We start from the raw sequence: 23,104 nt of genomic DNA on the forward strand, positions 1-23,104 counted from the left end.
TTAAACTTCAACACAACTGCGGTGTCCGCTTGCTAAAAAACCACCCATTCTGCAAGATTTCTCAAAATTTTCTGCTAAGATGGAATGAACCTCAACGATAACATTAGATTGGAATAATACATGAGTAAGGCCTTACCGATTGCTGTCGCTGTTCTTTTAGGCGGTGCCGCGCTAGTACCTGTTTACTATGCAACTCAAAACCCAGCTGCTCAAACCTCAAAAGCATCTAAAGATGCCTCTGCTGTTTCTAAAATTAGCTATGCACTCGGTTATGAAGTCGCTCATCAAACTCCACCTGAGCTGGATATTAACAGCTTTGTGACAGGCGTTCGCGAAGGTCATGCCCGTACTGCTCCTGCTTATACTGAAGAAGAATTACAAGCAGCTTATGAGCAGTTCCAAAAAGAAATGCAGCAGAAGCAAGTGGATAGTGCCAAACAGGCTCAAGCATCAAGTGATACTTTCCTGACCGAAAATGCCAAAAAAGCTGGGGTAAAAACTACGGCATCTGGTTTGCAATATTTAGTGACCAAAGAAGGTACGGGCAAGCAGCCTGCAGCAAGTTCAATTGTAAAAGTACATTACACTGGAAAACTGGTCGATGGTACCGTGTTTGACAGTTCGGTTGAACGTGGCGAGCCGATTGAGTTCCCACTTAATCAGGTCATTCCAGGCTGGACCGAAGGTCTGCAATTGATGAAAGAAGGTGGTAAAGCCACTCTGTATATCCCATCTAAACTCGGTTATGGTGAACAGGGCGTGCCAGGTACGATTCCTCCACACAGTACTTTGATTTTTAATGTGGAACTCATCGAAGTAAAATAATCCACGAAAAGGAGAGCAACGCGCTCTCCTTTATTTTGAGAATGAATCATGAAAATACAAATAAGTTTGATGGTTTTACTGCTGAGTTCTGGCAGTCTGTTTGCCAAAGAAATTACCAATAAAAGTCCTGAGGCTGAACAGGTCGGCTACAGCTTTGGTTATCTGATGGGAAAAAGCAATGCCGATTCCTTACAAGGCATTGATCTGGATGCCTTCAGTGCCGGTTTAAAAGCGGCAGCCGCTGGGAAACAGGCGACTTTAAGTGAGGAAGACATGGCGCGAGTCTTGACCCAATTTAAGCGTCAGGCTGAAGCCAAAGAGCTGATTACCCTGAAAAAGCAGGCTGATGAAAATGCCAAAATTGGTCAGGCTTTCCTGGCTGAAAATGCAAAAAAACCGGGGATAAAAACCACAAAATCAGGTTTGCAATATCAGATTCTTCAGGAAGGAAAAGGTAAATCGCCGAGCGCAAACAGTAATGTCCGCGTACATTATGAAGGCCGTTTGATCGATGGTACGGTTTTTGACAGCTCGATTGCCCGTAATCAACCCGTGGTATTTCGTACCACCCAAGTCATTACCGGCTGGACCGAAGGTTTACAGCTGATGAAAGAAGGTGCCAAATATCGTTTCTTCATTCCGGCCGAACTGGCCTATGGACAGATTGGTTCAGGGGATGTAATTGAACCGAACAGTACTTTAATTTTTGATGTGGAATTACTGGAAATTATTAAATAATAAGTCCTATTTTTCCAGATCTAAAATCGGAGAGGTTCTATATTGGCCTCTCTTTTTTTATGGGCTTAAGTATCCTTAAATCGCAGGTTTTCATGTCACATTCCGATCAGTTTTGCTATGTTATGTTTTAATCAAGCAATTCAACAACAATAGAGGACGTCAGCATGGCAGCAATCAAGACTCGCGAAATTCATTATACTGCGCAGGATGGCAGCCCATTAATTGGTTATTTTGCCGCACCAGAAACAGATACCCCTGTTGCCGGTGTACTGGTCGCACCCGAATGGTGGGGTCGGAATGAATATACCGAACAGCGCGCCCGTGAACTTGCAGAACATGGCTATGCGGCCTTGGCCATGGACATGTACGGTGATAAAAAAGTGACTACCCATTCTAATCAGGCATATGAATGGATGATGCAGACTTTCGAGGATCCTGACACCATTGTGAATCGTGCAACCGCAGCGCTGAATACCTTGGCAGCACAGGACGAAGTCAATGCTGAGAAACTTGCAGCGATTGGTTTCTGCTACGGCGGCAAAGTCGTATTGGATCTGGCCCGTTCTAATGCACCTTTAAAAGTGGTGGCGACTTTCCATGCCAACCTGTCTCCGAAAGCACCGGCTCAGGAAGGTCAGGTACAGGCGGAAATCCTGGTGCTACATGGTGAACTGGACAGCATGGTGACCCTGGATGATGTGGCCGGTTTCCGTGAGGAAATGCATGCAGCAAAAGTCGAGCATGAAGTGATTGTTTTTGAAAATGCCAAACATGGCTTTAGCAACCCGCTTGCGGATGAACGGGCCAAATCCAATGGTGTGGATCTTGGTTACAATGCAGAAGCGGAACAAAAAGGTCTGGCAGCAATGTATGCCTTGCTAGACTGCCATTTGGCATAAATAGAAACAACTATCCGGCTTGTTCACAGGCTGAATATTTTAGATACTTCATGAAGAAAAGAAGATAAATCCTACCAGAGGAGAATGTGTATGATGGCTGAAACCAACTGCCCCTACTGCAATTTTGACGAATATGATGTCATTGCCAAAAATGATTATGGTGTGGTGTTGCCTGAACCGAATTCATTGTCCGAAGGTCACTGTGTGATTATTCCATTGCGGCATGTGGCCTCGTTTTTCGAAGTGACTGACAAAGAACGTAAAAGTTTGATGTCCTTACTGGAACAGGCACGCAATGAACTGCAATTACGTTACCAGCCTGCCGGTTTTCATGTCGGCTTTATTGATGGTGAAGTATTTCAGGAAAAGGTAGAACATCTGCATATTCATATTATTCCGCGTTATGCAGGCAAAACCTTAAAGCTGGATGAGCGCTGGGGAATTAACGATTAACCGGATTCTTTATCAAAAATAAATGCTCTACGGAGCGTTTATTTTTATGAAAGCCAAGTTCTATCAAGCTCGATGAACATCTACGTTTTTATCCCACTTTTCACATTCCCACCCTGCTGATTCCGCTATACTAGCTGCTGCTTATTCGGTTGCTAGGTATTCATGTTCGTATTTTCAGATGCCCTATTGGAATGGTTTGATGTGCATGGTCGTCATGACTTGCCCTGGCAGGTGACAGATGATCCCTATAAAGTCTGGGTCTCTGAAATCATGTTGCAGCAAACCCAGGTCAAAACTGTACTGCAATATTTTGAACGATTTATCCAGCGTTTTCCGACTGTTCAGGACTTAGGTTATGCCTCATGGGATGAGGTCGCACCCTACTGGGCAGGTCTCGGCTATTATGCCCGCGCCCGAAATCTGCATAAAGCTGCCGGCATCGTGACAGCACAGCAGCAGTTCCCTCATACTCTGGAAGAATGGATGGCCTTGCCCGGCATTGGCCGTTCAACCGCTGGCGCCTTGATGTCACTCGGTTTACGTCAATATGGCGTAATCATGGATGGCAATGTCAAACGGGTATTGTCACGTTTCTTTGCCATTGAAGATGATCTGTCCAAACCGGTGCATGAGCGTGCCTTATGGCAACTGGCAGAACAACTCTGTCCTATCGAACGCAATCATGACTATACCCAGGCAATTATGGATCTGGGCGCGACCGTATGTACCCCGAAAAAGCCTTTGTGTCTGTATTGTCCAATGCAGCAGCATTGCAAGGCACATCAGCAAGGACTGGAAAATGAATTGCCTTTCAAAAAGGCCAAAAAACCAGTTCCTGTACGCTCTGCTCAGGTCCTGCTAATCCAGTCCGGTACAGACTGGCTTTGGCAGCAACGTCCCAATAGCGGTCTTTGGGGCGGTCTCTGGTGTCTGCCAATTATTGAAAATGCACATGAATTTGAACAGCAATGCCAGCAACTTGGCCTGAAAAATATCCTCAAAAAAGTCCAGATCAGCCATAGTTTCACCCACTTCACCTGGCAGCTTGAAGCAATCGTTTTTGCAGTGGATCAGGATCAGCAGGAACATCTGGCGATTGAACTGCAAGGCAACTGGATGCGTCCAGAGACAGGCATTGATTGCGGTCTTCCAACAGCGATGAAAAAATTGATCTCTGCGGTAAATGTATGACATAGTCTGGACAAAGCAAAAAACCGATCAGCTCAGAATGAGCATTGCCAATATTTAAGGATGAATAGCGTGCGCCAATATCTTGCTTTGACCTGGGTGGCTTTAATTGCCATATTACTAACCGCCTGTAGCAGTACACCGAAAAAACCCCCTGCTGTACAGCTCAATCCTATCGTCGTGCAAAAACTGAAAAGTATGCGAGTGCCGTCCTCTCTGCCCATCCCGGTGGCACGCGTACAGGCACGTGAATTATCAGATACCTGGGGCGCTTCGCGCAGTCGCGGACGTTTACATGAAGGCATTGATATCATGGCTCCACGTGGAACCGAAGTCTTTAGCGCGACTGAGGGCCTGATTGCAGATTTACGTAACAACAATTTGGGTGGTAAAGTAGTCTGGATTCTGGGCCCGGGCGGCTCCTGGCATTATTATGCGCATCTGGATGGACATAAACGTGGCTTAAAAGTGGGCGACTATGTCAAAAAAGGCCAGCTGATCGGTTATGTCGGCAACAGCGGTAATGCCCGGCACACTGCACCACATCTACATTATGGAATTTATTTACAGGGTAAGGGTCGCGGTGTGGTCAATCCCTATCCCTATTTACGTTAATTTTAGGATATTTACATGTCAGAAGCGTTGATCAATCGTCTGGTAGAATTTGCTGAATCAGGCAATCAACAAAAAATTGTATTGAATGGTCAAACTTACCAGGGCTGGGTGATGGAAATTACCGAGGATGCGCTTCTGATCAGTACTGGTTATGCCGACAAGGCCGGTAAAGATATGTGGATTCTATTTAGCGATCTGGATCAGGCTGAATTGTCGTACTGGGACAATCAGCAGGATCAATGGACTGTGTTTAAATTATAAAACCATAAAAACAAGGAGCATCACATGACTGTGCAACGCTGTGGCTGGTGCTCCGATGATCCACTGTATATTGCCTACCATGATCAGGAATGGGGACAGGCCCTACTGGATGAAAATCGCCTGTTTGAAATGCTGTGTCTGGAAGGACAGCAGGCCGGTCTGGCCTGGATTACCGTTCTTAAAAAACGTGAAGCTTATCGTGAACATTTTTTTCAATATTCGATCGAATCTATCGCCTCACTTACAGATCAACAACTCCAAATAAAACTTGAAGATGCTAGCCTGATACGGCATCGCGGCAAACTCAATGCCATTCGCGAAAATGCCCAAGCATGGCTGAAGCTCCGACAGCAAGGAATCAATCTGGTGGAATGGCTCTGGTCTTTTACCCAGCAACCGCGATTGAATAATGATGTTGTGGATTATCGTCAGGCGCCTGCTCAAACCATTGAGAGCCAGAAGATGTCTAAAGCACTCAAACAGGCTGGTTTTAAATTTGTCGGACCCACCCTTTGCTATGCCTTTATGCAGGCCGTTGGTATGGTCGATGACCATGAAAATCATTGTGACTTTAAAACAATATCCTCGCATTTAAATAAGAGCTGAAATCATGTCGAATAATATTATTCAAGCTTATGCTGCCATGTCCGCAGGTGCGGAACTGGAACCTTATCAATTCGATGCCGGAGAACTGCAGCCGCATCAGGTCGAAGTCAAAGTGGAATACTGCGGTCTCTGTCATTCTGATATTTCAGTCATTAACAATGACTGGGGTTCTTCAGTGTATCCGGTCGTAGCAGGACATGAGATTATCGGCACCATTACCCATCTGGGTGCAGAAGCCAAAGGCCTGAAAGTTGGGCAACGGGTTGGCATCGGCTGGACAGCGGAAAGTTGTCAATATTGCGATCCTTGTATTTCGGGCCAGCAAGTGCTGTGTACTGGCGGTCAGGTGGCGACCATTGTCGGACATGCCGGTGGTTTTGCCGACAAAGTGCGTGCCGGCTGGCAATGGGTCATTCCCCTACCCGAAGATCTTGATCCTGAAAGTGCCGGACCCCTGCTCTGTGGCGGGATTACCGTCTTTGATCCGATCCTGAAACATCAGATTCAGGCCATTCATCATGTGGGCGTAATTGGCATTGGCGGTTTAGGACATATGGCCATCAAGCTGCTGAAAGCCTGGGGCTGTGAAATTACTGCCTTCACCTCGAACCTGGATAAAACTGATGAACTGAAAGCCATGGGCGCTGACCATGTAGTGAACAGTCGTGATGTCGCTGCATTAAAAGCCCAGCGTGGCAAGTTTGATTTATTACTGAGTACTGTCAATGTCACCTTGAACTGGCAGGCTTATCTGGCAACTTTGGCACCGAATGGCACTGTGCATATGCTGGGTTTACCACTTGAGCCGATGCAGATTCCGGCTGGCATGCTGATTGGTGGAGCCAAGTCAGTTACCGGTTCACCGACAGGTTCGCCGGCGGCATTACGTCAGTTACTCCAATTTGCTGCACGTAAAAATATTGCTCCGCAAATTGAAGTCTTCCCGATGTCACAACTGAACCAGGCGATTGAACATCTGCATTCTGGCAAAGCCCGTTACCGGATTGTACTTAAAGCAGATTTTACAGCTTAAATCCTGCCTATTTTTAGCTGTTAAAAAGACCCAGCGATTGGGTCTTTTTTATTGCAGGGCTTCAGGCAAGACCGCAATAGGTGAAGGCTTGGCCAGCTCGGTCTTCATTTTCTGCAGCATCTGATAAGGTTGTTGTTGCACGAACATATTTACGAAGGTCAAAGGAATAGAACCTTCCGGATTGGCATAACCATAGGTTGAAACCTTGACCTTGTTATTGGCTAGTTTCTGAAAAGTCCAGTCGCCCTGATAATCGGTTAAACGCACATAATCCGGATTTAAAGGATAGCCACTTTGGATGGCTTTATTCTTGATGGTGATCTGGCCATTGGCTTCCTTGATCATCTTGCCCTGTACAATCAGGTCACGGTCTTTTAAGGGAAATGGAAAATCCAGCACCATATACAGGGTAAAGTCACCTTTTTTATCATCGCGGGACAGGATCTTGATGCTACCCATATAGGGAACCCATTGCACGGCATGCTCAACATTCAAAATGAGGGAAACGGCATTTTCAACAGGCGCAGTATAGGTGGTTTCAGCTTTATAGAGAAAGACCGGGTTTTCTTCATTCTGGTAAGTCCAGACCTTGATATTATTTTTATGAATACTGAGTTTAGGCGTCCCGACAGGCTTTGCCTGTGCAATGGCACCAAGTGCCACTGCACAGAGCAGGAAAATCATTTTTTGCATTATATTATTCGTCTTATTCTAGTTTTATACTTTTTTATAAATGATTTTAACTCGGTTTTAAACCTGAATATCGTTAAAACCAAGCACGTTTTTCATATCATATTTACGCGCTTCACGACCTACGACCCAAGCCGCAGCACGTACCGCACCAGAAGCAAAGTTCATGCGATTGGTCGCTTTATGAGTAATTTCCACACGTTCCCCATCGGCAATAAACATGGCGGTATGTTCACCGACAATATCGCCACCACGAATGGTCTGGAAGCCAATGCTCTTACGCTCACGCGGACCGGTATGACCTTCACGGCAATAGACCGCATCTTCTTTCAGGTCACGGCCTAAAGTTTCCGCAATCGCCTCACCCCACATCAAAGCTGTACCCGATGGCGCATCTACTTTGTGACGGTGATGTGCTTCAATCACTTCGATATCTACGGTATCACCAAAAACTTTAGAGGCCAGTTCAAGCAATTTGATCGATACATTCACACCCACTGAATAATTCGCTGCATACACTACAGGAGTTTCCGTCGCAGATTGATCCAGATAGGCTTTTTGCTCATCATTCATACCCGTCGTACCGATCACGATGGCGACACCTGCTTCACGGCAGATTTTCAGATGATTGACGGTCGCTGCTGGCGCAGTGAAATCAATCACCACATCACAGTTTTTGACTACATCGCTAAGGCTACCCACCACCTTGACACCTGTTGCACCAATTCCGGCAAGTTCACCCGCATCTGCACCTAATAGTGTACTTTCAGGGCGTTCTACCGCAGCCGCCAACTGATAACCTGCTTCATGCACTGCCTGAATAAGGATACGTCCCATACGGCCGCCTGCACCTAAGATCCCAATGCGTGGTGTAGCTGACATAACATAGTCCTGATGTTGATCCAAAATTGCTCTTACTATAGCAAAACTGCAGAATAACACTAAGATGCATTGCATAAAAATCAATGAAAATACTCAAAGAGTGAAATCACTGATATTGATAAGAGTTTTAATCAAGCTTAAGAAGTTAGGCAATCACTTCCGTCAAAGCTATACGATATACATCAACTTGACTCGTCATATAGTTTTTAGCAATTACTCATATAACTGAAATAAGCTTATTCATAATTTTATCGCTATGATTTTGCATTGATTTACTGAGATTACTGATTTGTGAAGTTAAACAGACGACTTGCCAATACAGTTTTTCCTGTTTAGTCTCGCCATTATTAATTGAGCTCAAAATCTTGATGATTTAAATCTCAGTTAGATTAACAGGATTCTTATGCAAGACTTTTTACTAAATTTTAATTATGAATATCTACTTTTGAATTGATGAGCAGATAAGATTTTAAGTCTTATTGAGATTAAAAGGACTCAATTTTGCTTTATACAAAAATCAGTCCTTAGATTGAGCAAATGAATTATCTAGCTCTTAGGGAACTTATTAAAAATAATAATACCTAAAGCAAAATTTGCCTGGTCTATACAATTTTGAAAATTTTTCCACTTAAGGTACTTTGAAAGCACATTTCAAAACTGGGACGAATATCTTCACCATCTACAGTGATATGTTTTATATTGGAATGAGATTGTGTTTTAGAAAAATGATGATCGACTGTTGCTTGAATAGCGTGTTGAGCCCCAAACTGATCCTTCACACTGATACTTTGTTTAAGCATATCTATACCTTTAATAATAGTTAAAGTGGCAAAATCTCCACTAAAAATTGATGTTTCTTAATTTTATCTTTAAATAACTTTATGATTTAGCTTAAATAATTGATTTAGAGAAGTATAGAATGTACGGCCATCTAAGTTTAAATCTACCTCAACTCCAGATGAAAGAAGAACTCTTTTACCCACTTCAATTCTTTTTAAACCCTGACGTGTATTTTGCATTTTATTGAGAGGAATTAACGAAACAATAATTTCAGTACCATTTTTAGATTTTGCAATTAAATCATTTATTTTTAACAACTTGAATCCTGTTTTTCTAAAGATTTTTCCAATTTGGAAAATAACTTAAAATTAAATTTTGAACGATAAAAAAAGCACTTATTAAGTGCTTTTTTTTACTGTTTATTCTTGCTTAGATAGCAACAATATTTACAGCATTCGGTCCTTTTTGACCTTGAGCTACACTGAATTCAACCAGTTGGCCTTCCATTAAGGTTTTAAAACCTGAACTGGCGATTTCGCTGAAATGAGCAAAAACATCTGGACCTGATTCTTGTTGAATGAAACCAAAACCTTTAGTTTCGTTGAACCACTTTACAGTACCTTTAACAACATTTGAGTTTGACATAATATATCCTACTAATTTTTTAATAATTTTTAGTCAATTTATTGACTGAATATAACTTTGAAATAATAAAGAATGAGACTTAAAATCTGAAAAAAAACGAAGGATTATGACTAAAACTACGATACTTAAAGAAGATTTACCGAAACAAGACTTTTTTCTAGTTAAGTTAACTATACACGAAAAATTTAATTAATCAAGTTTTCTTATATATATATTTATTTTATTTATTAAAAAGTAAAATTTATAATTATTTCAATAAGATTAAGCTTTCATTGTCATGATAACAAAATAAGAGTAATCTGCTGTACTGGTAAATTTGATAAGTAATGAATGCGATTATATAGCTCTGTAATAACAATATTGGCCTTTTTAATTTCGGGAATGATGCTTTTTTCTCACTTACAAAATATCTATCACCCTCCAAATTTGGACTCATACTTTCTATTTAGATAGTCAAATATAAAAACAGAAACCGCTTTTTAGGCGGTTTTTATGTTTAAGCGAGACTTATCAAACAATAAATAGCATCTTCTAATCTAGAGTATCTTATCTACATAATAAAAAAGGACGCCTCAGCGTCCTTTTTTACTTTCACTCAATTAATCAAACAAACGATCAAAGAATGATTTTTTCTTTGGTGATGATTTGCTATCTTCACCATCCATGGTTTCTTGCAGTTCTTTTAACAGTTCACGTTGACGTGCACTTAAGTTGACTGGAGTTTCTACCACAATACGGCACAGCAAGTCACCTTGCATGCTGGTACGTACCGGTTTAACACCCTTACCACGTAAACGGAACAGTTTACCTGTTTGCGTACCTTCAGGAATTTTCAGACTAACACGGCCATCCAGCGTAGGAATCTGAACTTCCTTACCTAAGGCTGCATCAGCAATTGATACCGGCACATCCATATACAGGTCAGCGCCATCACGCTGGAAGATTTCATGCTCACGCACCACCACTTCTACGTACAAGTCACCTGACTGACCATCACGGATTGCTTCACCCTTACCGGTCAAACGAACGCGGTCGCCATTATCCACACCCGCAGGAATAGTGACTTCCAGAGTTTGCTGACGATCCGACACACCTGAACCATGACATTTATTACATGGGTTCTTGATGATCTTGCCCTGACCACGACAGGTACTACAAGTTTGCTGTACGGAGAAGAAACCTTGCTGCATGCGCACTTGACCAGCACCATGACAGGTACGGCAGGTTTCTACATCGTTTGGATTTTTTGAACCCTTACCATCACAGGCATCACACGGTGCCGGTGCAGTAAAGGTAATGGTTTTCTTGACGCCTTTGACCGCTTCTTCCAGGGTCAGTTCCATCACATAGCGTAAGTCAGAACCACGGCGTGCGCGCTGCTGGCCACGACCACCGCCGCCACCAAAAGCACCACCGAAAATATCACCGAACTGGCTAAAAATGTCTTCTGCGCTGAAACCACCGCCGAAGCCGCCACCGCCGCCCATACCACCTTCAAAGGCCTGATGGCCCATACGGTCGTACATGCTGCGCTTTTCACCATCAGAGAGCACTTCATAGGCTTCTGCTGCTTCTTTGAATTTCTCTTCAGCTTCAGCATTGTCCGGGTTACGGTCTGGATGATATTTCATCGCCAACTTACGGTAGGCTTTTTTGATTTCATCATCACTAGCGGTTTTAGCGACGCCCAAAACCTCATAATAATCACGTTTAGCCATGTCTGGCGATGCTCCTCACGGAATTTTGTTTAATATTCAACTGAGGTCTGAAATTGGGGTCAAACCGAGTTTTACAAGGGGAAATATGAAAAAAATTATATGCTTTAGAACACAGCTTTGTTTTGAGAGAATTTATGGATGCCTTTAAACCAGGCATTGATCAGGAAAATAAAAGCAATAAAGCTGAAAATCACGCCGGTCACCACACAGGCTTTGACCCATAACTGGCTGTCCCAGGCAAAGAAAAACAGGGGAATAAACCACAGCGCAGCGAAGATCGCCAAAATGGTATAAATCACGATATTGCGCATGATCCACAGCGCCTGTGCCTGTAACCAGACCTCGGCATAATCAACTTGAGCGACTTTACGTGCGAACCAGTAGGCCAATAGTCCACTAAACAGGGTAAATAAGGCCAAAAACATGAAGACATAAGCCATCGCTACGGAACGTCGCATCTTGGTTAATGTATCTTGAGTCATGTTCGGTTCAACCTCGTTACCGTATTGGCAGCTCGGCCAATGCAGCAATTACTTATTTTTTTAAATTATAAAAATCTCAGGTGCTACTATATTGAAAATTTCCAAATTTCGCACCTGAAATTATGACAAATTTAAACAGAATTTAAACTTTTTTTCACTTTAAACCACTGTGCATATAGGGCAGGCAGGAAAAACAAGGTCAATAATGTCGCCACAATCAACCCCCCCATAATCGCCACCGCCATCGGCCCGAAGAAAATACTGCGGGACAAGGGAATCATCGCCAGAACTGCAGCCAGTGCGGTCAATACGATCGGACGACAACGGCGTACTGTGGCATTGATGATGGCATCCCACTGCGACTCTCCGGCCTGAATATCCTGCTCGATCTGGTCAATCAGAATCAGCGAATTGCGCATGATCATTCCCGATAAGGCAATCGTCCCGAGCATCGCAACAAAACCGAAAGGTTTATTGAAAATTAACAGGAATAACACTACTCCGATAATGCCCAAAGGTGCAGTCAGAAATACAATAAAGGCCCGTGATATGCTCTTAAGCTGAATCATCAGCAAGGTCATGACGACTGCGAGGAATAAAGGCATGCCGGCATTCACCGAGTTCTGTCCGCGAGCCGATTCTTCAACTGTACCGCCCACTTGCAGCAGATAGCCATTCGGCAGCTCTGCCCGGATTTTTTCCAGTGGCTCTTTGAGTTCATTGACCACAGTAGCGGGCTGCAGTTTGCTACGAATATCGGCACGCACAGTAATGGTCGGCAAGCGGTTACGATGCCAGATCAGGCCTTCTTCAAAGCTGTATTCAATTTTGGCCAGCTGCGCCAAAGGTACCGATGTACCGGTTGCGGTTGGAACGGCCAGACTGGCTAAAGATGCTACCTCCACCCGTTCAGCCTGAGCACCACGTAAACGGATTTCGATCAGTTCACGTTTTTCCCGATACTGATCAATGCCGGCCCCTAAAATCGAGCTATTCAGTACATTGGCCAGTTCACTGCTGCTCACCCCAAGCTGACGGGCACGATCCTGATCAATCTGTAATTTGATGACTTTGCTCGGCTCGCCCCAGTCCAGATGCACATTGGTGGTATTTGGATTTTCTCCCACGGTGGCTGCAACTTTCTGCGCCCATTCACGAACTAATCCTAAGTCTTCACCCGATACCCGGAACTGCAGTGGATAGCCCACAGGTGGACCATTTTCCAGCAAGGACACCCGGGTACGCACTTCCGGCAATAACCTGCGAATCTGGTCACTTAAGGATTTGCGGATTTCATTACGGTCTTCCAGCGATGAAGCCAATACCACAAACTGGGCAAAACTGGTTTGCGGCAACTGCTGATCGAGCGGTAAATAGAAACGCGGCGAACCCATCCCGACATAAGCCACATAGTTATCAATGCCCTCTTGTTTCGATAAAAAGGCTTCTACTTTTTTTACTGCAGCTTCAGTGGCCTTCAGTGAAGCACCTTCTTCAAGTTTGAGATCCACCAGAATTTCAGCCCGGTTCGAGGGTGGGAAAAACTGCTGCGGCACCAGCTTAAACATTAAAATAGACAGAATAAAAATTCCGACCGTGGCAACAATGACAGTTTTACGATAGGTCACACAGGCATCGACCCAACGGCGAAAGCCCTGATAAAACCGGGTTTGATAAGGGTCATAATGTTCTCCGGCATGATGCACAATCGGCTGAGGTTCTGGCTGTTTGCGTAGACGTGCCCAGAGACGCTGATACCACGGCGCTTTCTGAATTAAATCCTTGTTGAAATCCGGCAGAAGTTTATCGCCTAAATATGGCACAAACAGTACCGCGGCAATCCAGGACACCAGCAATGCAATGGTCACCACCTGGAAAATCGAACGGGTATATTCCCCGGTACTCGATGCTGCAGTGGCGATCGGCAGGAAACCGGCAGCGGTAATCAGGGTGCCTGTCAGCATGGGAAAAGCCGTGGTGCGCCAGGCATGCCCGGCCGCCTGTAAACGGCTATAACCCTGCTCCATCTTAATCGCCATCATTTCAATGGCGATAATGGCATCATCGACCAAAAGACCGAGAGCCAGAATCAGGGCCCCCAGGGAAATTTTATGCAGTCCGACATCAAACAGCTGCATACCGGCAAAAGTCATGGCCAGCACCAGCGGAATCGAGAAAGCCACCACCAGACCGGTCCGGAAACCGAGCGAGAAAAAACTGACCAGCAATACGATAACCACCGCTTCTGCCAGCACTTTCATAAATTCGTTAATGCTGCGTTTGACTGCCACCGGCTGATCGGAGACTTTTTGCAGCTCCATGCCGAGTGGCAGAGCTTTTTGCAGGCGGGCGAATTCCTGTTCCAGATTTTTACCCAAGGCAATGATGTCCCCACCCTTGCGCATCGATACAGCAATACCAATGCCGTTTTCGCCCATAAAGCGCATCCGGGGCTGTGCCGGATCACTAAAGCCTCGATAGACTTCTGCGACATCTCCCAGCTGAATAGTTTTGCCATTGACCAGCAGCGGCATCTGTCTTAATTCTTCAACACTGTTTAATGCACCACTGACTCGCACCTGAATCCGGTCTGAACCGGTTTCAAAAAAACCGGACTGGGTGGTGGCATTTTGCTGCTGCAGGGCTTGCTGAATCGCCATGACTGGAACGCCCAGCTGAATGGCCTTGGTATTGGAAATCTCAATCCAGATTTTCTGGTCTTGTAGGCCAATCAGCTCAACTTTGGCAACATCTTTGACCCGTTGCAGTTGCAGCTGTAAGCGGTCGGCGTATTCCTTGAGGGTCGCATAGTCAAAATCTTTACCCTTGAGCACATAAATATTGCCAAAGGTATCGCCGAATTCATCATTAAAGAACGGCCCTTGTACCCCTTGTGGCAATTCATGCCGGATATCGCCCACCTTCTTGCGCACGTTATACCAGACATCAGCGACATCTTTCGAAGCCAGGGAATCCTTGGCAACAAAAGTCACCATGGATTCACCCGGACGCGAATAGGCCATGATGCGCTCATACTGTCCCGTGGTCATCAGTTCCTTTTCAATCCGGTCAGTGACCTGCAGGGAGATTTCTTTGGCACTGGCACCCGGCCAATAGGTCTGGATTACCATGACTTTAAAGGTAAAAGGTGGATCTTCACTTTGTGACAGTTTGGAATAAGAGACGATGCCGATCAGACCGAGCAGGATCATGAAATACAGCACCAGACCTTTATTTTTTAAAGCCCATTCCGACAGGTTAAAGTTCATGCTTAACTCCCTGCCTGAATGGTCACACGACGGTTTTCACGATCAATCGGATTGATTTTTTGCTGGTTACGCAGCAGATGTACGCCACCAATCACCACATAGTCTTCCGGCTTGAGCCCACTGAGTACAGGAACACTGTCCCGGCCATAGGCACCGAGCTGGACCGGGACTTTACGTAAGGTATGATCGGGCTGGACCACCATGACATAAGCCTGCTGATCCGTTGCCGAGACACTGGATAGCGGCACACTGAGCATATTATCGCGGCTGTGCTGAAAAAATACCCGGGCACTTTGTCCCAGCTGGATCTGGCCATTGCCTTCACGTAAGGAAACTTTAACCCTGAAGGTCCGCGACTGGTCTGCTGCCGGTGAAATCTCGCGAACAAAAGCGGCAAATTTTTCTTCAGGTTTGGACCATAATGTCACTGTAGCTGCCTGTCCAACCTTGATCTCCGAAATAGCCTGTTCCGGTACGCCAATTACCACTTCACGCTCACCGGCAATCGCCAGTTCATACGCCGCCTGCCCGGCAGCCACCACCTGTCCTGTTTCTATATTGCGTGCAGTGATCACGCCGTTTCTGGTGGCAATCAGCTGGTTATAAGCAGTCTGGTTTTTAGCGGTATCATAATTGGATTGTGCCTGCTTCAGATTTGACAGGGCGGTCTTGTACTGGTTTTCGATCGCGTCATATTGTGAGCGGCTCACGGCATTGGATGGCAATAACTGCTTGAAACGTTGTAATTCATCCTGAGCAATCTTAGTGGCAGACTGCGCGCTTTCCAGCTGGGCACGTGCTGCATTCAGCTGCAGCTGGGCATCTTTGACATCTAGAGTTGCCAGGACTTGCCCGACTTTGACCTGGTCACCCACATCGGCGAAGCGCTGGGTCACCTGTCCAGCGACCCGAAAGGCCAGCGCCGTTTGCTGGCGCGCCTGCACATCACCGGCATAACTTTTTAATTCATGCTGTGAAGTGGTGGGTGTGGCCACCATGACAAAGGGAACTTCCTGTTCTGCTGCAGCAGTATCTTTGCTGCACCCGGTTAAGGTCACGCTGCAAAGCACCACCATGCCAGCCAATACGCTGTAAATCCTGCTCATCTTATTCGCTCTTATCTGATCATCTTTTTTAGGGCAAACTATGCTGATATATTGAATTGCTTGTTTTTTAATTAATATACCACCAGGTACACTAATTACAACTGAATCATCAAAGCAATGACCGTGTTGACTTTTTTTGGAAGAAATTGTGCAAATACCTGTAGGACGACCCAAGGATCTGGAAAAGCGTCAGCGCATACTCAGCGTGGCCAAAGCGCTGTTTTTAGCGCATGGCTATCATGCCTCCAGCATGAACCAGATTGCACGTGAGGCAGGTGTAACCAAGCTGACGGTGTATAACCATTTTCAGGATAAGGCGACCCTGTTTAGCTGTGCGATTGAGGATACCTGTGAAGCCATTCTGCATGAACATCCTCAACTCTTGCAGCCGAGCAGTGACTTTGCGCAGGAGTTTTATCAGGCCTGTCAGCGCGCTTTAAATATTATTCATTTACCAGAAGCGATCAAGCTGGACCTGCTACTGATGGAACTGGCCTCGCAGCAAAGTCCTCTGGCAGAACAGTTTTATCAGGCCTCGCATAGCAAACTGGATGCAGTCTGGAATGATTTCTTTGCTCTGGCCCAGCAATACCGCTTTATTCGGGTCGATCTTCCAGAAAAACAGACCGAGCTGATCGTGTCCCTGCTGACGGGAACCCGTCATCAGAAAATCCTGCTGGGTCTCAGCCCTCCCCCTTCAAGCGCAGAACAGCAACAGATTATTAGCGAGGCCATTGAACTGTTTATGCTGAAATATGCCCTGCCGGATTAACTCCTTTCTTTCGGACTGATCACCGATCACCGTATGTGGCCTAAAAGTTGCTAAAAAAGTAGCCAATGCTCTGCAACTTTTGTCTCTAGGGGACTTGGATTGTCATGCAGTCGCGGTATAGTCAAAGCATGCATGTGAGGGAATAAAAAATGATTCAACAGATTGATGCACCACTACGCGAAGACGTACGCTTACTGGGTAATTTGCTTGGGGAAACCTTAAAATTACATGCCGGGCAGGATTTGTTTAATCAGATCGAGCAGATCCGTGCCCTGTCCAAAGGCGCTCGCGATGGACAGGTCGAAGCAGAAAAACAACTGGAACAACTGTTTTTGAGTCTGGAAGATGCAGAAATCCTGCCACTGACCCGTGCTTTTACCCACTTTTTAAACTTTGCCAATATTGCCGAACAATATCATGTGGTACGTCGTCGCCGTCAGAGCGAGTTTGATGACACTGCAGAATCGCCCAATCCTCTGGTGCCTTTATTTGAAAAATTTAAACAGCAGGAGATTTCTGCCGATACGCTGTATCAGCAAATCTGTGAACTGAAAATTGAACTGGTCCTGACCGCCCATCCCACAGAAGTCAGCCGCCGCACCCTGATTCAAAAATATGATGGCATCAATAATGCCCTGTCCAAATTCGACCAGCAGAAACTGACGCCACGTGAACGTCAGGCAGTCCTGGCCGATCTGAAACAGCTGATCAGCTCCGCCTGGCAAACCGATGAAATCCGTCAGCATCGCCCGACTCCGATCGATGAAGCCAAATGGGGTTTTACCACCATTGAACAGACCCTGTGGAATGCGGTCCCGAAATTTATCCGCGAACTAAATGGCATGGTGCAAGCGCAATGTGGCCAGAACCTGCCCTTAGATGTAGCGCCAGTACGTTTTGCCTCCTGGATGGGTGGTGACCGTGATGGCAACCCGAATGTCACCCACACCGTCACTCAGGAAGTACTGTGGCTGTCGCGCTGGAAAGCAGCCGACCTTTATGTACGTGATATTGAAAACCTGCGCTGGGAACTGTCCATTCAGCAATGTAGTCCGGAAATTTCCGAAGCCTTGGGCCAGCCCCATCCTGAACCCTATCGTGAATATTTACGTGACACCCGTACCCGCCTGAAAGCGACGCGGCACTGGCTGGCAGAAAAATTAAAAGGCAATGATGCCGATGACAGTCTGGTGATTAAAAGTAAAGACGAACTTTTACAACCGCTCCTGACCTGTTACCGCTCGCTGATGGACTGCAATCTGGCTGAAATTGCCAATGGCAGCCTGCTGGACTTTATTTACCGGGTCAACAGTTTTGGGATCGAACTGCTAAAACTAGATATCCGCCAGGAATCCGGCCGTCACCGCCAGGCGATTTCAGCCATTACTGAATATTTAGGACTGGGGAATTTTGAAACCTGGACCGAACAGGCCCGTCAAAACTTTTTATTGCAGGAATTGCAAAGCAAACGTCCGTTACTGCCGAAACATCTGAATGAACCGGCCGGCAGCCTGATTGAACATCCGGATGTACAGGAAGTCTTTGCCACCATGCGCACACTGGCCGAACAGCCGAGCGAGTCTCTGGGTGCCTATATTATTTCCATGGCAGAATATCCAAGTGATGTCTTGGCGGTACTGCTTTTACAAAAAGAAGCCGGGATTGAACAGGCGTTACGGGTGGTTCCCCTGTTTGAAACATTAAAAGATCTGGATGGTGCAGCCGCAACCATGTCGACCCTGTTCAATATGCACTGGTATAAACAGCATATTCAGGGCAAACATGAGGTCATGATTGGCTATTCGGATTCTGCCAAAGATGCCGGTTTTATGTCGGCCAACTGGGCACAGTATCGTGCCCAGGAAGAACTGACCGCAGTTGCCCAGCAACATGGCGTGCAATTGACCCTGTTTCATGGTCGTGGCGGTTCGATCAGCCGTGGTGGTGCGCCAACCCAGCAAGCCTTGTTCTCTCAGCCACCGGGCTCTATTTCCGGTGCAATCCGGGTGACTGAACAGGGCGAAATGATCCGCTTTAAATTCGGGCTGGAAGAAATCGCGCTGCAAAATCTGGAAATTTATACTGCTGCAACCCTGGAAGCGACGCTGCTGCCGCCACCTGAGCCGAAACAAGAATGGCGCGACCTGATGCATCAAATGACCGAACTGTCGGTTCAGGTCTATCGCCAGACCGTACGGGAAAATCCGCATTTTGTAAAATACCTGCGTACCGTTACTCCTGAGCTTGAACTACAAATGCTGCCGCTGGGTTCACGTCCTGCCAAACGTAAAGTCAGCGGCGGCATTGAATCCTTGCGTGCCATCCCTTGGGTATTTGCCTGGACCCAGATTCGCCTGATGTTACCTGCCTGGCTCGGGACCGGTGCTGCACTGAATGAAGTCCTGGATCAGGGACAACGTACAGTACTCGATGAGATGCTGGCCGAGTGGCCATATTTCCAGACCCTGATTGATATGCTGGAAATGGTATTGTCTAAAGCCGATGCCCATGTGGCACTGTATTATGAATCGCATCTGACTCAGGATGAAGATATGAAAATTCTGGGAACAGAGTTACGCCAGCGTTTGCAAGATGCTGTACAAACCTTGTTAAGCTTGAAAGGCGAGTCGAAACTGCTCAGCAGTAACGGCGTACTGGATCAGTCTATGAAGGTGCGTAAGCCGTATCTGCTACCCTTGCACTTGCTGCAAGCTGAACTGATGAAACGTCGCCGTTTATATCTGCAACAGCAACAGGCCGAAAACACCCCGGTGGATCATGCGCTGATGGTCAGTATTGCCGGGATTGCGGCCGGTCTGCGTAATACTGGCTAAGCAAAAATGCCCATTTGAAAGCACATCCTGGTGATGTGCTTTTTTATTGACCAGTCAATAGCCAGGAAATATTTTATTTTATATAGTAAATCAGATTTATTTATAGATACCCCTATTCATAATAAGAAATTAATCTACTGATTTCACTTTACTTTTAACCCAGTATTCTTTTACCGCCCGGTAAAATCTTAAATAAAGTCATAGAATTAATTTGAACAAAAATTTTGTTTAAGTGATTAAATCTTCTAAAGAACAAGAGTATGATGTGCACAATTTATCTTTTGAGTGCTCATTTTATGTCCAGTTGGTTTCCCAAATGGCGCCCTTATGAGGGTAGTATCGATGCACGACCAGTAGGTACCGCAGAGTATTTGCCACCCGCACAAACGGTCATTTTGGGTGTACAACATGCTTTTGCCATGTTTGGCGCGACTGTACTGGCACCTTTTTTAATGGGCTTTGATCCTAACCTGGCGATTCTAATGTCAGGGATCTGTACTATTCTGTTCTTTTTAATCACCGGTGGCCGGGTTCCAAGTTATCTAGGTTCAAGCTTTGCCTTTATTGGTGTGGTCATCGCAGCAACAGGTTATGCGGGTGGTGGCGGACTGAATCCAAATATTGGCGTTGCAGCAGGCGGGATTATCGCATGTGGCATCTTCTATGCACTCATGGGCTTTCTGGTCATGGCGACGGGCACCCGCTGGATTGAAAAGCTGATGCCACCGGTAGTGACCGGTGCCGTGGTGATGATCATTGGCCTGAACCTTGCTCCAGTCACAGTGAAAAGTGTGATGGGCAATACCTTCAATATGTGGATGTCTCTGGTCACTGTGTTGTGCATGGGTTCAATTGCCGTATTCACCCGTGGCTTATTACAGCGCCTGCTGTTATTGGTTGGCCTGTTATTGGCTTATCTGATTTACTTCGTACTCAGTAATGTCATGGGTTATGGCACTGCGATCAACTTCCTTCCTATTCAGCAAGCAGCCTGGTTCGGTTTACCGACTTTCCACGCGCCGACCTTTGAATTGAATGCCATGTTGATCATTGCACCGATTGCCTTGATTCTGGTGGCTGAAAATCTGGGCCATATTAAAGCCGTAGGCGCGATGACCGGTGAAAACCTCGATCCGCATATTGGTAAAGCCTTTGTGGCAGATGGTGTTGCAACCACTTTAGCCGGTGGTGTAGGTGCGCCGGGTATGACTACCTATGGTGAAAACATTGGTGTGATGGCCGTGACACGGGTTTACTCGACCATCATCTTTGCAGTCGCGGGTGTCTTTGCTGTGTTCCTGGGTTTATCGCCTAAGTTTGGTGCGATTATTCACACGATTCCGACAGCGATTCTGACCGGTGCTTCGATTGTAGTCTTTGGTTTGATTACCATTGCTGGTGCCAAAATCTGGATTGAGAACAAGGTCGATTTCTCGCAGAACAAGAACCTGATGGTGGCTGCGGTGACCATTATTTTAGGTACGGGTGATTTTGCCCTGACTTTTGGCAGCTTCAATCTGGGTGGTATTGGTACGGCAACGTTTGCTGCACTGATCCTGAACTGGTTCTTTAGCCTGGGCGATAAAAAATAAAACTCGAAATAAAAGTATTGAGCAGCCGAATGGCTGCTTTTTTTATCTTTATATTTTTCAACTTTGCGATTAAAGAAATGAAAAGAAGCCCCGCAAGGCTTCTATTAAAGCACGTGTCTGTTTAAGGACGAAACTCTTTCAGTTCACGTTGAATAAAGTATTGGAACATTTCACGGTATAGATGTTCAATAAACTCCTGATCGACACCTTGTTTTTGCGCCAGAGCTCTGACATTTTCTACAATCTGTTCCATACGTTCTGGTGACTGTAAATCGGTTTCGGTTTTTTTGAAACGGGTGGTTTGATCAACATAAAATTGACGCGCAGCGATCAGCTCAACTAAAGCTGTATCAATGGCATCGATCTGTTGACGTGCATGTTCTAGTGATTCAGCTTTGATCTTTTCCATGTTTTTTCAGTTCACTTTCAGTTTGATTATTACTCTTATACTTTTCTTCTAACACATTACTGAAAATACTTTCAATCATCCAGACCCGATATAGGCTATTAAATGTATAACTTTGATCATCTATGCGCAGTTCCAGTACCGGAAAATTCGGCTGCGACTTCATTTCACAGAGCATATCATTGTCCTGCAGCTTGGCCAGAATATCGTCCTGGGTCAGATCGACAATATTTAACTGTTGCTGCAAACGTTTGAAATGGGGTGCATAAGACAGGTCTTCACCACGGGTCCAGACGGCCTGCAAGATCTGGTACATCGCCTCGATCCGCTGCTCCTCGGGACAGCTATAAAATAATTGTGCCATTGGCGCAATCGCCTGCTCGGTCGGCCGGCAGAACGGGGTAAATTCTACTTCTGTCCGTTTGGATAACCGTGTGGCCAGACTCCAGTCAAAATCATCCCGACCGCGATAGGACAAGGGATAGACATTTAGCTGGATATTATAATAATCCGCCAGTTCTTCCTTGATATAAGCCAGCAGCAGCCAGGAAATCGGGTCTTCCAGCGCGATATACAAGTCCAGTTCCGGATCCATCGACTGGATCTCGTTCAGCTCTTCGGCATCACTGATCAGATGCTCACGCCATTCAATGTGATCGATCATAAAAATCGGATTACCGGTCAGCAGTTTTTGCTGCTCCAGACGCCGGGTCAGACGCAACAGGTCATCGACCGCCTGATACTGGCGACCGCCTAAATTAAAATAGCTGGCCAGAATCGGAGTCTGGTCAAAAATACGTTCAGGAAAATCCTGTGGCTGATGATGGCGACTGGCCATGGCATAAAGAGTTCGTAATTTTCCGGTCTGTTTTTGCCAGAGCATATGGAAGACATCTTCCAGCAAATACAGGAAATCCTGTCCACGCAGCGGTGTATGCCGCAAAATCAGTTCGGCCTGTTTTAAGGCCTCAGCGGTCGGTAATTCTGGCGTATCATGAAAACTGAAACGATGCTGTTTCGACAAGATTTTCGCATCATTAATCGTGTAGTGCTGCCATTCATCAAAAGACATCTGGTTCGGCGCTTCGGCATGCTCACTGGAAATGATGACTTTCAGCGGCTTGAGTTCTGGACTTAAAATTTCTTCGAGCTGGGGCAACTGCTGTACCGCCAGATAACTGTACACATCATCCAGCCTTAAATGAATACTCAGCCCATCTTGAATAGATAACACCGTTTGACGGGTCGGTTTTTGGTAAAACCAACTCGATCGGATTGGATCAAACCAACGGCGTAACAGGGACATGAGA

23 protein-coding genes are annotated in these 23,104 nt (G+C 45.8%); 12 read left to right on the forward strand and 11 right to left on the reverse strand.

The features are described 5' to 3' along the window. Positions 1 to 120 precede the first annotated feature (120 nt). From ACP7BU_RS12435 to ahr, 9 genes are all read left to right on the forward strand, one after another. Positions 121 to 825, forward strand: a complete 705-nt coding sequence (locus ACP7BU_RS12435; RefSeq protein ID WP_425880040.1) for an FKBP-type peptidyl-prolyl cis-trans isomerase — start codon at positions 121 to 123, stop codon at positions 823 to 825. 48 nt (positions 826 to 873) lie between these two features. Then, positions 874 to 1,563: an FKBP-type peptidyl-prolyl cis-trans isomerase gene (locus ACP7BU_RS12440; RefSeq protein WP_222110638.1), complete on the forward strand. Its 690-nt coding sequence runs from the start codon at positions 874 to 876 to the stop codon at positions 1,561 to 1,563. Positions 1,564 to 1,727: 164 nt separating this feature from the next. After that, positions 1,728 to 2,462 carry a dienelactone hydrolase family protein gene (locus tag ACP7BU_RS12445; protein WP_425880041.1) on the forward strand — a complete coding sequence of 245 codons (735 nt, stop codon included), beginning with the start codon at positions 1,728 to 1,730 and terminating at the stop codon, positions 2,460 to 2,462. A gap of 93 nt (positions 2,463 to 2,555) precedes the next feature. After that, the gene (locus ACP7BU_RS12450; RefSeq protein WP_026055739.1) at positions 2,556 to 2,915 is read left to right on the forward strand and encodes an HIT family protein; all 360 of its coding nucleotides are present in this window, start codon (positions 2,556 to 2,558) and stop codon (positions 2,913 to 2,915) included. A 162-nt stretch (positions 2,916 to 3,077) separates the two neighbouring features. After that, a complete protein-coding gene (gene mutY, locus ACP7BU_RS12455; protein WP_425880042.1) occupies positions 3,078 to 4,106 on the forward strand; it encodes an A/G-specific adenine glycosylase in 1,029 nt (342 codons plus the stop codon). A 60-nt stretch (positions 4,107 to 4,166) separates the two neighbouring features. Next, positions 4,167 to 4,718, forward strand: a complete 552-nt coding sequence (locus tag ACP7BU_RS12460; protein WP_143115403.1) for a M23 family metallopeptidase — start codon at positions 4,167 to 4,169, stop codon at positions 4,716 to 4,718. A 15-nt stretch (positions 4,719 to 4,733) separates the two neighbouring features. Continuing rightward, the gene (locus ACP7BU_RS12465; protein WP_071850146.1) at positions 4,734 to 4,979 is read left to right on the forward strand and encodes a hypothetical protein; all 246 of its coding nucleotides are present in this window, start codon (positions 4,734 to 4,736) and stop codon (positions 4,977 to 4,979) included. 24 nt (positions 4,980 to 5,003) lie between these two features. Continuing rightward, positions 5,004 to 5,585, forward strand: coding sequence for a DNA-3-methyladenine glycosylase I (locus ACP7BU_RS12470; protein WP_425880043.1), 582 nt, complete (start codon positions 5,004 to 5,006; stop codon positions 5,583 to 5,585). A gap of 4 nt (positions 5,586 to 5,589) precedes the next feature. Further along, positions 5,590 to 6,618 carry an NADPH-dependent aldehyde reductase Ahr gene (gene ahr / locus ACP7BU_RS12475; protein WP_004647676.1) on the forward strand — a complete coding sequence of 343 codons (1,029 nt, stop codon included), beginning with the start codon at positions 5,590 to 5,592 and terminating at the stop codon, positions 6,616 to 6,618. Positions 6,619 to 6,666: 48 nt separating this feature from the next. Here ahr and ACP7BU_RS12480 read toward each other — a convergent pair whose 3' ends face one another. From ACP7BU_RS12480 to ACP7BU_RS12520, 9 genes are all read right to left on the reverse strand, one after another. Continuing rightward, on the reverse strand, positions 6,667 to 7,311 hold the full coding sequence (locus tag ACP7BU_RS12480; RefSeq protein WP_425880044.1) for an START domain-containing protein: 645 nt from the start codon (positions 7,309 to 7,311) through the stop codon (positions 6,667 to 6,669). A gap of 57 nt (positions 7,312 to 7,368) precedes the next feature. After that, positions 7,369 to 8,190: a 4-hydroxy-tetrahydrodipicolinate reductase gene (dapB, locus tag ACP7BU_RS12485; RefSeq protein WP_425880045.1), complete on the reverse strand. Its 822-nt coding sequence runs from the start codon at positions 8,188 to 8,190 to the stop codon at positions 7,369 to 7,371. A 602-nt stretch (positions 8,191 to 8,792) separates the two neighbouring features. Next, positions 8,793 to 8,990: a hypothetical protein gene (locus ACP7BU_RS12490; RefSeq protein ID WP_004280859.1), complete on the reverse strand. Its 198-nt coding sequence runs from the start codon at positions 8,988 to 8,990 to the stop codon at positions 8,793 to 8,795. Between the two features lie 69 nt (positions 8,991 to 9,059). Further along, positions 9,060 to 9,287, reverse strand: coding sequence for a hypothetical protein (locus ACP7BU_RS12495; protein ID WP_004647679.1), 228 nt, complete (start codon positions 9,285 to 9,287; stop codon positions 9,060 to 9,062). A gap of 112 nt (positions 9,288 to 9,399) precedes the next feature. Continuing rightward, a complete protein-coding gene (locus ACP7BU_RS12500) occupies positions 9,400 to 9,615 on the reverse strand; it encodes a cold-shock protein (RefSeq protein ID WP_004280856.1) in 216 nt (71 codons plus the stop codon). Between the two features lie 599 nt (positions 9,616 to 10,214). Further along, the gene (dnaJ, locus tag ACP7BU_RS12505; RefSeq protein WP_005104999.1) at positions 10,215 to 11,333 is read right to left on the reverse strand and encodes a molecular chaperone DnaJ; all 1,119 of its coding nucleotides are present in this window, start codon (positions 11,331 to 11,333) and stop codon (positions 10,215 to 10,217) included. 104 nt (positions 11,334 to 11,437) lie between these two features. Then, positions 11,438 to 11,815: a hypothetical protein gene (locus tag ACP7BU_RS12510; RefSeq protein ID WP_005249514.1), complete on the reverse strand. Its 378-nt coding sequence runs from the start codon at positions 11,813 to 11,815 to the stop codon at positions 11,438 to 11,440. A gap of 131 nt (positions 11,816 to 11,946) precedes the next feature. Next, the gene (locus ACP7BU_RS12515; RefSeq protein ID WP_425880046.1) at positions 11,947 to 15,084 is read right to left on the reverse strand and encodes an efflux RND transporter permease subunit; all 3,138 of its coding nucleotides are present in this window, start codon (positions 15,082 to 15,084) and stop codon (positions 11,947 to 11,949) included. Positions 15,085 to 15,086: 2 nt separating this feature from the next. Then, complete coding sequence (locus ACP7BU_RS12520; RefSeq protein ID WP_416706012.1) at positions 15,087 to 16,190, reverse strand: efflux RND transporter periplasmic adaptor subunit; 1,104 nt, start codon at positions 16,188 to 16,190, stop codon at positions 15,087 to 15,089. Positions 16,191 to 16,338: 148 nt separating this feature from the next. On the opposite strand from ACP7BU_RS12520, the gene ACP7BU_RS12525 reads away from it, so the two are divergent. From ACP7BU_RS12525 to ACP7BU_RS12535, 3 genes are all read left to right on the forward strand, one after another. Further along, complete coding sequence (locus ACP7BU_RS12525; protein ID WP_409666686.1) at positions 16,339 to 16,962, forward strand: TetR/AcrR family transcriptional regulator; 624 nt, start codon at positions 16,339 to 16,341, stop codon at positions 16,960 to 16,962. A 149-nt stretch (positions 16,963 to 17,111) separates the two neighbouring features. Continuing rightward, entirely contained in the window at positions 17,112 to 19,796 is a 2,685-nt protein-coding gene (ppc, locus tag ACP7BU_RS12530; RefSeq protein ID WP_425880047.1) for a phosphoenolpyruvate carboxylase, read from the forward strand. 296 nt (positions 19,797 to 20,092) lie between these two features. Further along, on the forward strand, positions 20,093 to 21,388 hold the full coding sequence (locus tag ACP7BU_RS12535; protein WP_425880048.1) for a solute carrier family 23 protein: 1,296 nt from the start codon (positions 20,093 to 20,095) through the stop codon (positions 21,386 to 21,388). A gap of 121 nt (positions 21,389 to 21,509) precedes the next feature. On the opposite strand, the gene ACP7BU_RS12540 is transcribed toward ACP7BU_RS12535, so the two are convergent. Both ACP7BU_RS12540 and ACP7BU_RS12545 read right to left on the reverse strand, forming a co-directional pair. Beyond that, positions 21,510 to 21,797 carry a chorismate mutase gene (locus ACP7BU_RS12540; RefSeq protein ID WP_005094791.1) on the reverse strand — a complete coding sequence of 96 codons (288 nt, stop codon included), beginning with the start codon at positions 21,795 to 21,797 and terminating at the stop codon, positions 21,510 to 21,512. Then, positions 21,778 to 23,100, reverse strand: coding sequence for a hypothetical protein (locus ACP7BU_RS12545; RefSeq protein ID WP_314100355.1), 1,323 nt, complete (start codon positions 23,098 to 23,100; stop codon positions 21,778 to 21,780). Before ACP7BU_RS12545 ends, ACP7BU_RS12540 begins: the two co-directional genes overlap by 20 nt. Between the last annotated feature and the right edge of the window lie 4 nt (positions 23,101 to 23,104).

Origin of the sequence: Acinetobacter sp. 40AMC3-4, from assembly GCF_049898185.1 — a bacterium.
Lineage (GTDB): Bacteria > Pseudomonadota > Gammaproteobacteria > Pseudomonadales > Moraxellaceae > Acinetobacter.

Excerpts from the sequence above, each read along its gene's own strand:
- dnaJ (WP_005104999.1), bottom strand. The coding sequence starts at position 11,333 with ATGGCTAAACGTGATTATTATGAGGTTTTGGGCGTCGCTAAAACCGCT.
- mutY (WP_425880042.1), top strand. The coding sequence starts at position 3,078 with ATGTTCGTATTTTCAGATGCCCTATTGGAATGGTTTGATGTGCATGGT.
- ACP7BU_RS12440 (WP_222110638.1), top strand. The coding sequence starts at position 874 with ATGAAAATACAAATAAGTTTGATGGTTTTACTGCTGAGTTCTGGCAGT.
- ACP7BU_RS12460 (WP_143115403.1), top strand. The coding sequence starts at position 4,167 with ATGAATAGCGTGCGCCAATATCTTGCTTTGACCTGGGTGGCTTTAATT.
- ACP7BU_RS12470 (WP_425880043.1), top strand. The coding sequence starts at position 5,004 with ATGACTGTGCAACGCTGTGGCTGGTGCTCCGATGATCCACTGTATATT.
- ACP7BU_RS12500 (WP_004280856.1), bottom strand. The coding sequence starts at position 9,615 with ATGTCAAACTCAAATGTTGTTAAAGGTACTGTAAAGTGGTTCAACGAA.
- ACP7BU_RS12545 (WP_314100355.1), bottom strand. The coding sequence starts at position 23,100 with ATGTCCCTGTTACGCCGTTGGTTTGATCCAATCCGATCGAGTTGGTTT.
- ACP7BU_RS12435 (WP_425880040.1), top strand. The coding sequence starts at position 121 with ATGAGTAAGGCCTTACCGATTGCTGTCGCTGTTCTTTTAGGCGGTGCC.
- ACP7BU_RS12465 (WP_071850146.1), top strand. The coding sequence starts at position 4,734 with ATGTCAGAAGCGTTGATCAATCGTCTGGTAGAATTTGCTGAATCAGGC.
- ACP7BU_RS12515 (WP_425880046.1), bottom strand. The coding sequence starts at position 15,084 with ATGAACTTTAACCTGTCGGAATGGGCTTTAAAAAATAAAGGTCTGGTG.
- ACP7BU_RS12520 (WP_416706012.1), bottom strand. The coding sequence starts at position 16,190 with ATGAGCAGGATTTACAGCGTATTGGCTGGCATGGTGGTGCTTTGCAGC.
- ACP7BU_RS12540 (WP_005094791.1), bottom strand. The coding sequence starts at position 21,797 with ATGGAAAAGATCAAAGCTGAATCACTAGAACATGCACGTCAACAGATC.
- ppc (WP_425880047.1), top strand. The coding sequence starts at position 17,112 with ATGATTCAACAGATTGATGCACCACTACGCGAAGACGTACGCTTACTG.
- ACP7BU_RS12450 (WP_026055739.1), top strand. The coding sequence starts at position 2,556 with ATGGCTGAAACCAACTGCCCCTACTGCAATTTTGACGAATATGATGTC.
- ACP7BU_RS12510 (WP_005249514.1), bottom strand. The coding sequence starts at position 11,815 with ATGACTCAAGATACATTAACCAAGATGCGACGTTCCGTAGCGATGGCT.
- ahr (WP_004647676.1), top strand. The coding sequence starts at position 5,590 with ATGTCGAATAATATTATTCAAGCTTATGCTGCCATGTCCGCAGGTGCG.
- ACP7BU_RS12490 (WP_004280859.1), bottom strand. The coding sequence starts at position 8,990 with ATGCTTAAACAAAGTATCAGTGTGAAGGATCAGTTTGGGGCTCAACAC.
- ACP7BU_RS12445 (WP_425880041.1), top strand. The coding sequence starts at position 1,728 with ATGGCAGCAATCAAGACTCGCGAAATTCATTATACTGCGCAGGATGGC.
- ACP7BU_RS12480 (WP_425880044.1), bottom strand. The coding sequence starts at position 7,311 with ATGCAAAAAATGATTTTCCTGCTCTGTGCAGTGGCACTTGGTGCCATT.
- dapB (WP_425880045.1), bottom strand. The coding sequence starts at position 8,190 with ATGTCAGCTACACCACGCATTGGGATCTTAGGTGCAGGCGGCCGTATG.
- ACP7BU_RS12535 (WP_425880048.1), top strand. The coding sequence starts at position 20,093 with ATGTCCAGTTGGTTTCCCAAATGGCGCCCTTATGAGGGTAGTATCGAT.